We start from the raw sequence: 10,198 nt of genomic DNA on the forward strand, positions 1-10,198 counted from the left end.
AGCCGACAATCATGGTGGTGCGCAGCACCACGCCGGGCACCTTGTCCCGGATCTTTTGCAGCAGCGCCTTGAGGGTGTCCGCGTTGCCCTTGCGGTTCATGGCCCTGAGGACCTCCCCGCTGGCGTGCTGGATGGGCACATCCACATATTTGACGATCTTCTCCTCCTGGGCCATGACCTCCAGAAGCTCGTCGGTGATTCGGTCGGGGTAGCAGTACAGGATGCGCACCCAGCGGATGCCATCGATTTTGCAGATCTCCCGCAGAAGTTCGGGCAGCACCAACCGCCCATAGAGGTCGTCGCCGTAGCGGGTGGTGTCCTGGGCCACCACGTTGACCTCTTTCACCCCCTGGGCGGCAAGCCGTTTGACCTCGTCCAGCACGTCCTCCATGGGGCGGCTGCGGAAGTCCCCCCGGATGAGGGGAATGGCGCAGAAAGCGCAGCGGTTGTTGCAGCCGTCGGCCAGCTTCACATAGGCGAAGAAGGGCGCATTGGCCAGCACCCGGTTGCCGCTTAAGGGCATCAGGGTCTTGTCGGCAAAGGAGACGACCCGCTCCCCTGCCAGCGCCTGTTTAATGGCCTTGACGATTTCCCCGTTGCAGCCGATGCCCAGCACCACATCCGCCTCGGGGATCTCCAGAGCCACTTCTTTTTGGTACCGCTCGGCCAGGCAGCCGGTAACCACCACCACCTTGATTTTTCCCTCCGCCTTCATTTGGCAGAACTCCAAAATCGTCTCGATGGATTCCTTTTTGGCGTCCTCAATGAAGCCGCAGGTGTTGATGATGACCACGTCGCACTGCTCGGCGTCGGCGCAGAGCTCAAACCCATTTTCCTGGATCAGGGCCAGCATGATTTCCGCGTCCACCTGGTTCTTGGAACAGCCCAGGGAGACCATGCCCACTTTATATGCCATAGTTGTATTCTCTCCATTCCGCCGGGTTCCCGGCAACTTGGGAAAAGGCTAATCCGCCTCTTCCTCTTCCATGACCCGCCGGATGGCGGATTTAATCTGGTCGTAGGAATACCCCAGCCGGGAAAGGGCCCCGACTGTTTTATTCCAGCCTTTTTCTTCCCCCAGGTACCGCAGGTATTTGCGGCGGATGACCCCCTCCAGCTGGGACTGGGTCTCCTCCTCGTCGAACTGGGCGGCGGCCTCCCGGCAGATGTCCTGGGGGATGCCCCTCCTTTGCAGCTCCTGCTCGATCCGCCGGGGGGAATAATGCTTTAGGTTGTATAGATCCCGGGCGCAGCAGAAGGCATAGTCCCCGTCGTTGACCAAGCCCAGCTCCTCCATCCGGTCCACCGCCGCCTGGGAAGCCCCCTCATCGGCGTAGCGGGAGAGTTTCTCCTTCAGCTGATGGGCGGTATATCCCCGGGCGGAGAGGAGCCGCAGCGCCCGCTCTTTGGCGGTTTTATAATCGGATTCCCGGCGCAGCGCCTCCAATTCCTCCACCGAAAGATCCATCCCCACCGCCAAGCGAGCGGTGTAAAAGACCTCTTCGTGCAGCGAAAAAAGGTACTGCCCCTCCACGCTTACGGCGTAGCGGCCCCGTTTGGTCCGGGAAAGGTCGGTGATCCGCATCCTTACGCCTCATCCTCCACCGTGATGTCAATTTTGGCAGTGGAAGGCGCAGGAGCCGGGGCGGGAGCTGCCGCTGCCGGAGCTTTTCCACCTTTTTTGGCAGGTTTCCCGGTCAGTTTGTCGGCGTTCTCCCGGATCTTCTGGGCCAGTTCCTCCACAATATCGGGGTGTTCCTTCAGGTATTCCTTCAGGTTGTCGCGGCCCTGGAACCGGGCGTCGCCATAGGTGAACCAGGCGCCGGATTTGTTGATGATGTCCAGCTTCACCGCCATATCCAGGATCTCCCCTTCTTTGGAGATGCCCTGGCCGTACATGATGTCAAACTCCGCCTCTTTAAAGGGCGGGGCCACCTTGTTTTTCACCACTTTCACCCGGGTGCGGTTGCCCACCACCTCGCCGTTCTGCTTCAGCTGTTCCACCCGGCGGACATCCAGCCGCACCGAGGAATAAAACTTCAGGGCCCGGCCACCGGGGGTGGTTTCCGGGTTGCCGTAGACCACGCCGATCTTCTCCCGCAGCTGGTTGATGAAGATAGCCACACAGTTGGATTTGCTGATGGCACCGGTCAGCTTGCGCAGGGCCTGGCTCATCAGGCGGGCCTGGACACCCACATGGGAGTCGCCCATCTCCCCTTCGATCTCCGCCTTGGTGACCATGGCGGCCACCGAGTCCACCACCACCACATCGATGGCACCGGAGCGGACCAAGGCTTCGGCGATCTCCAGCGCCTGCTCACCGGTGTCCGGCTGGGAGACCAGCAGGGAATCGATGTCCACCCCCAACGCCTGGGCATAAACCGGATCGAGGGCATGCTCCACATCGATGAACACCGCGTCGCCGCCCATCTTCTGGGCCTCCGCCACGATGTGCAGGGCGACGGTGGTCTTGCCGGAGCTCTCCGGCCCATAGATCTCGATGATGCGGCCTTTGGGCACACCGCCGATGCCAAGGGCGATATCCAGCGCCAGCGACCCGGTGGGGATGGCCTCCACATTCATGGTGGAATTCTGCCCCAGGCGCATCACCGCGCCCTTGCCGAATTGTTTTTCAATTTGGTTCAGCGCAGTTTCCAGCGCTTGTGCCTTGTCCTTGTCTGCCATAGGCGTTTTCTCCTCCATCATCCAGCGGCGCAGCCCAAGGCGGCGCAGTGGCGTTTGTTTTCTCAATTTCTTGTGTGTCACAGGGCAAATATGTGCGGCCGGGCAAGGGTTCTTCCCCTTCTTCTCCCCAGCCCACATTACAGACATTATAGCTCACCAGGCGGCTAAAATCAACCGGATTGCAGAAAATAAGGAATATTTGTTCGCGATATATCCTGGCAAATTAGTCGGAAAAAATCCCCTGTATCCCACCAAAATACTAAGAGAGGGACACTCCTGTTCCCATTCCCCAAAAATTTGCGGAAAAGCCGCATCTTTCGCCGCCATTTGGGTCAAACTAACACCAAACAGCCCAAAGGAGGTGATTGTTTGCAGAACTATGGAGAACCGGAGATTATCCCCATCAATTTCAGCATGGCTTTGGCGGAGAACCCGGCGGCCCAGCACTTTTTTGCCTGCCTCTCCCCCGAAGATAAAGCGGGTTTTATCAACGTGGTGGCCAGCGCCCCGGATGAAGAGACCATGACCCAGCAGCTGGCCCGGGCCATCGACCTTTTGCAAAACGAAAACCGGGACTACTACAGCCTATAACCCCTCATCCGGCGGCCGTTTGTGCCGCCGGTTTTGTTTCAGCCCCGCTTTACAACCCCATCCGTTTGTGTTATGATACAATTGTTTTGAAGTTCAAACTATTTTGGGAAGGGGATGAAAGGATGCCGGAGGACAGCTATACCCAGCTCAATGATTTTCTGGTCAACCTGTTCAACGACATACTGCGCATTGAAGAGCACTGCCTGAGCAGCAACGAGTTTAAAAACCTCTCCATCAAGGAGATTCACATCATTGAAGCGGTGTGCAACGCCTCCCAAACCGGTGGGGACAACCGGGCCAGCGCCATCGCCGAAGCATTGGGGGTCACCGCCGGCACGTTGACGGTGGCGGTCAACACCTTGGAACGCAAAGGTTACCTGGAGCGGCAGCGGGACAGCGGGGACAAACGGGTGGTCCGCCTCTTCCCCACCCAATCCGCCTTGGAGGTCAACCGGATTCACAGCCACTTCCACCACGAGATGGCCGCCTCGATCATTGAAGTTCTGAACCCGGAGGAACTAGTGGCCTTGACACGGGGCCTTCACTCCATCCAGCGGTATTTCAAAAACAAAGAAAAAACCTAAGCCCCAGCGGGTTCCGCAGGGCGGAAAGGCAAACAGTTATGGCAATTCGCATCATCACCGACAGCACCTGTGATTTCACCCCTCAAGAGGCCCAGCGCCTTCACATTGATGTGCTGCCGTTAAAGTTGATTTTCGACGGGCAGGAATATGCCGACGGCACCGGTATGGGCCGGCGGGAATTCTATGACCGGCTGCGCCAGGCTAAGTCCCTGCCCACCACCAGCCAGGTCAACCCGGAGGCATTTCTCTCCCTATTTCAAACTTACCGGGCCCAGGGGGATGAGATTGTGGTCCTCACCCTGTCCAGCCAGATCAGCGGCACCTACCAATCGGCGGTGATCGCCGCCCAAATGGCTGGGGAAGAGGGGATTTTCCTGGTGGATTCCCACAGCGCCACCTTTGGCATGGCCCTGCTGCTCACCCAGATGGCGCGGATGCGGGACGAGGGCACTTCCGCCCGAGAGATCGCCGCCAAAGCGGAGGAACTCAAAGGCCGGATGAAATTTTTTGCCATGGTGGACACCCTCAAATTCCTGAAAATGGGGGGACGCCTCCCCGCCGCCACTGCGGTCATCGGGGAACTGCTGGGGGTGAAGCCTCTTGTCTCCCTGGTGGATGGAAAATTGGAGGCTGTGGCCAAAGCCCGAGGCTCTTCCGGGGCCTTCCAATGGATGCTGGACCAGTACCGGGCCTGTCCCGCCGATCCGGATTACCCGATCGCTCTCGCCCACGCCGATTCCCCGGAGGGCCTCAACCAGTTTGTTCAGCTGTTGCGCCAGCAGGGCGTGGACTGCACGGGCGCCGTCCAGGTGGAGGTGGGGACGGTCATCGGCGCTCACGCTGGGCCGGGTGCAGTGGGCTTTGCTTACATCGCCCGACCCTAAATGCAGCGGCTACGTACCGCCCGCCGGCGGGTTGGACTCCAAGCTTCGGACGGGAATGGCTGGCCCATTGGATCCATTTGGGGGCAAAGCCCTCCACAGCTGACAGCGCGATAAAGCCCCTCTGCTCCTTGGGGAGCAGAGGGGCTTTATCCTTCCACCCGAACACAATCTAGGAAAGGCGGAACCCATCGGCCGGGGCTCGGGTTCTGCCGGCTTTTTTTATCAAAGTGCCCCCTAAAACCCTTTCTTTTGGGAGGGGCGCAGGCGGCCCACCACAGGTAGGTTCTCCAAAAGCATCTGCAAACCCTCCGGGTGGTTTTCCAGCAGGCGGTCAGTCACATCTTGGCCCGCTAATATGCCGTGGTGGCTCCCCGCCCGCCAGGAAGGATGGGCGGTCACATCAAATACATACCCCGCTGCCGCGATGTAGGCTGGCCGGCCCCCCATCCCATTGTAAAACCGTGCCAGCTCTTGGGGAGTAAAGGTCTTGTTGGGCTGGTACTCCACACCGCCGCCCAATTCCTCGGGCAGATCGTCCTCCACATGCTGGGCTGTGGGGGTGCCATCCCCGTTGTACACCCCAGTGCGGAAAGGGGAAAAGCTCCGGGAAAAGTTCCCTGGCTGGCTGCGGGGGGTGGGGGTCTTCTCCACCGGCGGCTGTTGTTGCTGCCGGGAAAACTGCTGGAACCGGTTCTGCTGCTGCGGCTGCTGCTGGGATTGGCTCTGGACATACTGAAAAATCCGCCCCATCCGCTGGGCGATACCCTGGGTGCGGTTGATGGCCCACATGGGCCGCGGGCGCAGCATGGAGGGGCGCATCATCCGCTGTACATTGTTGATCGAGCGCTGGGCCATCCGCACCGATTGCAGATTGAGCCGCGCCTCCCGTTCCCCCAGCCGGATAGCGGAGAGTTGGCGTTTTACGTTGCCCAGCTGCATCTGCAGGTCCTTCATCTCCCGCTGCACCCCGGTTTTGCTCCAAGCATTTAAAAAAATATCGATTTCCCGGTTTAGGTCTTCTATCATACGGTCCAATTGTTCCTGCATGCAATCCACTCCCTTGTCGTTTGGCCTTGTTCCCCATTGTATGCAGGGGAAGTCTCAAATAGAATCGCCAAAAACAGGGGTACATTATCATCAATCTATCTAAAATTTTACAATATAATATCTATTTTATATTGTATGTTGTATAATTTTGTGCTATCCTTAAAGAAAGGATCAACTGCGCACCAGCGATGATCCGCCTATGAGAAAGAGAGGGATCCACATGAGCAACAACACCATCATCACCATCGGCAGACAATACGGCAGCGGAGGCAAGGCCATCGGCGAGCAGCTGGCCAAGGAGCTGGGCATCCCCTTCTATGATAAAGAATTGATTGCCCTTGCCGCAGAAAAAAGCGGCATGAGCGCAGATTTGTTAAAAGAAGTGGATGAACGGGCCAGCAACAGCTTGCTGTACTCCCTATCCACTGGCATGGTCAACCTGCATACCGGCTCCGGCACCTTCTTCTACAATCTGCCCATGAACGACCGCCTCTTTATTGTCCAGGCGGATCTGATCAAGCAGTTTGCCAAAGAGGGCCCCTGTGTCATCGTGGGGCGCTGCGCCGATTATATCCTGCGGGAAAACCCAGACCTAGTGCGGGTCTTTATCCATGCGGAACTGGAAAAAAGAATCCAACGGGCTACCACCGAATACGGTATCTCGCCTGAAAAAGCAGAGGATACCGTCCATAAGATCGACAAAAAACGGGCCAGCTACTATAACTATTACTCCAGCCGCAAATGGGGCCACTTGGAAAACTATGACCTGTGCATCAACAGCGGCCTCATCGGCATCGACGGTGCGGTGAAGCTGATCCGCCAGTTTGTAGAACTGAAGGAGGGCCTGGGGCGGTAGTCCTCCCAGTGTTTTCTCGAAAAGAAAAGTGGTATTTTCTTCCTTTATAGAAGGCTATTTTCTATAGGGATTATCTATTTTGTTTTCTATTGACAATTGATTTGGCACAGTGCTATCCTGATACAAGGCTATTGTTTACGCGCTGAACAAGGGCTTTTTCCCCGTTTTAAAGGCGGTTCTGCCGCTTTGCCGTGAACTACTTTTTTCCAATATTGTAAGAAAGGCCAGGTAGATTGAAATGAAATACGATTTCGACAAAAAATGGGACCGCATTGGCAAGGATTCCAGCAAATGGGATAAGCCCGCTGCAGACCACGGCACCACCGACATCGTTCCCATGTGGGTTGCGGACATGGACTTCGCCACCGCCCCTTCGGTGATTGACGCCCTGAAAGAGAGAATTGAACACCCCATCTTCGGCTACTTCATTCTCAGCGACCGGTATTTTAACGCCATCATCAACTGGCACAAAACCCGTTTTGGCAACGACACCTTGAAGAAAGAATACATCGCTTACCAAAACAGCGTCCTGGGCGGCGTGGCTTCCTGCATCTCCGCCTTTACCCAGCCCGGCGACCAGATCCTCTGCAACGCCACCACCTACACCGGCTTTACCAACACCGTCAAAGGGTTGGGCCGCCAGCTGTGCCTGAGCGAACTGGTGCAGGATAAGGACGGTATCTTCCGCCTTGACCTGGAGGACATGGAGAAGAAGATCGTGGAGAACAAGATCGGCCTGTACATCTTCTGCTCTCCCCACAACCCCACCGGCCGCGTATGGGACAAAGAGGAGATCGAGGCAGTTGTCGACCTGTGCTACAAGCACAAAGTCATCCTGCTGGCCGATGAGATCTGGGCGGACTTCACCCCCTCCGGCAAGAAACACATCCCCACCGTCACCGTTTCCGACAAGGCCAAGGAGATTACCATGGCCATGTACGCCCCTTCCAAGACCTTCAACTTGGCCGGCCTGGTGGGCTCCTACTCGGTGATTTACAATGAGTACATCCGCAACCGGGTTGCCAAAGTGGCCTCCATGCCTCATTACAACCAGAACAACGTGCTTTCCTGCACCGCGCTGATCGGCGCTTATGAAGGCGGTGCTGAGTGGGTGGATGAACTCAATGCTTACATCCGCGGCAACCAGGAGTATGTATACAACTACATCACCGAACACTTCAAAGGGGTCAAGACCTATATCCCCGAAGGCACTTACCTGATGTGGCTGGATTGCTCCGGCTGCGGCATGGACATCCAGGAAGTTCTGGACCGGATGAATGCCTGCGGCGTCATCGTCAACGACGGCCGGACCTTCAACGGCAAGACCCATGTCCGCATGAACCTGGCCTGCCCCAGAAGCCAGTGCGAAGAGGCCATGCGCCGGTTCGACCAATACGTATTCAACAAGTAATCCTGCTTTCCAAGAGAAAAAGCCTCCCTTCCATCTGGAAGGGAGGCTTTTTCCCTATCGTTTTCAAAAATATCCCCTGTATGGGCATTCCTCCCCCCTCCCGTCGCATATGAATTCAGAGGAACGTCTGAATAAGGGGGAAGCTTTGTGAAGAAAAAAATCTGCCTAGCTGCTGTGCTTTTGTGCTGCCTCTCCCTCTTTCTCCTGTCGCCCAAGGAAGAGGAATCCCTCCCGGCAGAAGGCTACTTGAAATGGGTGGAGTTTGACATCCCCTACTCCGCCTTAAACGCCGCTTTGGAAGTGGACATCGACACCTATGACACCAATCACCCGGTGAGCTGGATCGATCTTTTGGCCTGTCTGGGGGTCAAATATGGCGGGAATTGGGGAGAGTACCGGTATGCTGACCTGCAAAAGATGGCGGATACCCTCTCCTCCACCTCCGCTGAAGAATTGATGGCGGACAACAAATACTACAGCTATTATGCCGAAGCCTATGAAGCGGTGCTGGGCGGGATGGTCGGCCCCTACCGCAAGGAAGCCCCCGATCCCAGCCGGCCTGGGGAAAAAACCATCGTGGAAAAATACGGCCTTAAAGCCTACTGCCCGATTGCAGAAGGATTCGGCTACAGCCATTATGACGACTTCGGAAACTCCCGGGATTACGGCTACCGCCGGCGGCATCTGGGCAACGATCTGCTGGGGGCGGTGGGCACCCCCATCGTCTCAGTGGAATCCGGCATTGTAGAGCACTTGGGCTGGAACCAATACGGCGGCTGGCGGGTTGGCATCCGCAGCCTGGATGGCAAACGGTATTACTACTACGCCCACATGCGCAAAGACCACCCCTATCACAGAGACTTATATGAAGGAAAGGTGGTCAAGGCTGGGGAGGTCATCGGCTACTTGGGGATGACCGGCTACTCCACCAGCGAGAACGTCAACGGCATGACCCGGCCCCATCTTCACTTCGGCATCCAGCTGATTTTCGATGAATCCCAAGCCGAGGAAAATGAAATCTGGATCAACGCCTATGAGATTGTCCGGCTCCTTTCCCAGAACAAGGCCACGGTAGAACGGGATGAGGAATCCAAGGAATACTACCGTAAGTATGATATTTTTGACCCCATCGTAGCCATATCCGACTGATTTATGGGGTACTGCTCGCCCCTGCACACCCAGCGTCTTATTCAAGATTCCATCTCACAATCGTTTTTGAAGGCGCTCCGCCCTGCACCCGGTCGCCCATTCAAGATTCCATCTTGTAGGCCAGTTTTATGGGGCGCTACACGCCCCCAAACCCCCGTGGTCCCTTTCTAACGAGAGAAAGGGACGAAAGCTCGCCGGGGAGACCCCGGCCCCCCCTACTTCGCAACAATTGGTACGCTCGGAAAATCCCTCTTAGAGGCTCTCCACGCCTCGAGCGAGGGATTTTTCCGCTTTCGCGGATGCCCTCGCGGGGCTACAAGAAGAAAATGTCCCCATCACTACGGGCACGTTGATACCAATATCTAGCTTAATACAAAAACAACTTATCTATGGGTTCCAATGGATCGGGGGAACAGAGAATATCGGCTACATGTTCCAAAATTTCTCTTATTACCTCTGGGTTTTCACTTAATATGATTTCCCATAAAATGCGGTTCCCAATGGTTTTGTGTCGATGGACATAGAGGTATGCGATTACTTGCCCCATGGTTGCTTCTAATTTTTCTACTGATATTTTGTGTTCATTCGCAATTTGAATGTAATAATTCTCCATAGACATATACGCCTCCTAATTGCCACTGTTTGGTAGCATATTTGCTTCTAGTATGCCACAAAATAGTAGCATGATCAAGAGGTGATCATGGATGTATTTTGAAAGGATAGAACAATTGCGAGAGGATTCCGACTTAACGCAACAAGAGGTTGCTGATATCCTAGTACTAAATCGAGAAGTTTATAGAAGATATGAAAAGGGCGAAAGAGAAATTCCAGTGTGGGCTGTGATTAGATTGTCCAAGTTTTACGGGACTAGTACAGACTACATTTTGGGCTTAACTTCGGAGCGAAAACCATATAAGAAATAAACACCCCAGGCAGAGGGGAATTTTTAAGGGGGCACAGTCAGCTGATGCTGACCGTACTGACTTCGCCT

General features: G+C 55.8%; 12 protein-coding genes. 7 read left to right on the forward strand and 5 right to left on the reverse strand.

From position 1 onward, the window contains the following. The 3 genes from RDQ42_RS09810 to recA form a co-directional block, all read right to left on the reverse strand. On the reverse strand, positions 1-916 hold a 916-nt coding region (locus tag RDQ42_RS09810), incomplete at its 3' end, for a MiaB/RimO family radical SAM methylthiotransferase (RefSeq protein ID WP_308588599.1). 48 nt (positions 917-964) lie between these two features. Further along, complete coding sequence (locus tag RDQ42_RS09815) at positions 965-1,585, reverse strand: regulatory protein RecX (RefSeq protein ID WP_231358596.1); 621 nt, start codon at positions 1,583-1,585, stop codon at positions 965-967. A 2-nt stretch (positions 1,586-1,587) separates the two neighbouring features. Then, positions 1,588-2,685 (reverse strand): recombinase RecA, encoded by a 1,098-nt coding sequence (gene recA / locus RDQ42_RS09820; protein WP_074026304.1) that lies wholly within the window; start codon positions 2,683-2,685, stop codon positions 1,588-1,590. Between the two features lie 369 nt (positions 2,686-3,054). Here recA and RDQ42_RS09825 point away from each other — a divergent pair, with 369 nt between their 5' ends. From RDQ42_RS09825 to RDQ42_RS09835, 3 genes are all read left to right on the forward strand, one after another. Further along, positions 3,055-3,276, forward strand: a complete 222-nt coding sequence (locus RDQ42_RS09825) for a YdeI/OmpD-associated family protein (protein ID WP_054330758.1) — start codon at positions 3,055-3,057, stop codon at positions 3,274-3,276. Between the two features lie 122 nt (positions 3,277-3,398). Then, positions 3,399-3,860, forward strand: coding sequence for a MarR family winged helix-turn-helix transcriptional regulator (locus RDQ42_RS09830; RefSeq protein ID WP_308588600.1), 462 nt, complete (start codon positions 3,399-3,401; stop codon positions 3,858-3,860). Between the two features lie 38 nt (positions 3,861-3,898). After that, complete coding sequence (locus RDQ42_RS09835; RefSeq protein ID WP_071427312.1) at positions 3,899-4,744, forward strand: DegV family protein; 846 nt, start codon at positions 3,899-3,901, stop codon at positions 4,742-4,744. Between the two features lie 234 nt (positions 4,745-4,978). Here the strand turns inward: RDQ42_RS09835 and RDQ42_RS09840 are convergent, their stop codons facing one another. After that, positions 4,979-5,791 (reverse strand): cytochrome b5 domain-containing protein, encoded by an 813-nt coding sequence (locus RDQ42_RS09840; RefSeq protein WP_231358597.1) that lies wholly within the window; start codon positions 5,789-5,791, stop codon positions 4,979-4,981. A gap of 220 nt (positions 5,792-6,011) precedes the next feature. On the opposite strand from RDQ42_RS09840, the gene RDQ42_RS09845 reads away from it, so the two are divergent. The 3 genes from RDQ42_RS09845 to RDQ42_RS09855 all read left to right on the forward strand — a co-directional run bounded on the left by RDQ42_RS09845 (position 6,012) and on the right by RDQ42_RS09855 (position 9,207). Then, positions 6,012-6,647, forward strand: coding sequence for an AAA family ATPase (locus RDQ42_RS09845; RefSeq protein WP_231358598.1), 636 nt, complete (start codon positions 6,012-6,014; stop codon positions 6,645-6,647). A 238-nt stretch (positions 6,648-6,885) separates the two neighbouring features. Then, positions 6,886-8,058, forward strand: coding sequence for a MalY/PatB family protein (locus RDQ42_RS09850; protein WP_054330754.1), 1,173 nt, complete (start codon positions 6,886-6,888; stop codon positions 8,056-8,058). A 147-nt stretch (positions 8,059-8,205) separates the two neighbouring features. Beyond that, positions 8,206-9,207 (forward strand): M23 family metallopeptidase, encoded by a 1,002-nt coding sequence (locus RDQ42_RS09855; protein WP_054330753.1) that lies wholly within the window; start codon positions 8,206-8,208, stop codon positions 9,205-9,207. 367 nt (positions 9,208-9,574) lie between these two features. Here RDQ42_RS09855 and RDQ42_RS09860 read toward each other — a convergent pair whose 3' ends face one another. Then, the gene (locus RDQ42_RS09860) at positions 9,575-9,826 is read right to left on the reverse strand and encodes a hypothetical protein (protein WP_054330752.1); all 252 of its coding nucleotides are present in this window, start codon (positions 9,824-9,826) and stop codon (positions 9,575-9,577) included. An 85-nt stretch (positions 9,827-9,911) separates the two neighbouring features. Here RDQ42_RS09860 and RDQ42_RS09865 point away from each other — a divergent pair, with 85 nt between their 5' ends. Then, positions 9,912-10,130, forward strand: a complete 219-nt coding sequence (locus RDQ42_RS09865) for a helix-turn-helix domain-containing protein (protein ID WP_054330751.1) — start codon at positions 9,912-9,914, stop codon at positions 10,128-10,130. The last annotated feature ends 68 nt before the right edge of the window (positions 10,131-10,198 follow it).

This window comes from uncultured Merdimmobilis sp., from assembly GCF_902471145.1.
In the GTDB taxonomy this organism is placed as follows: Bacteria; Bacillota; Clostridia; order Oscillospirales; family Ruminococcaceae; genus Merdimmobilis; species Merdimmobilis hominis.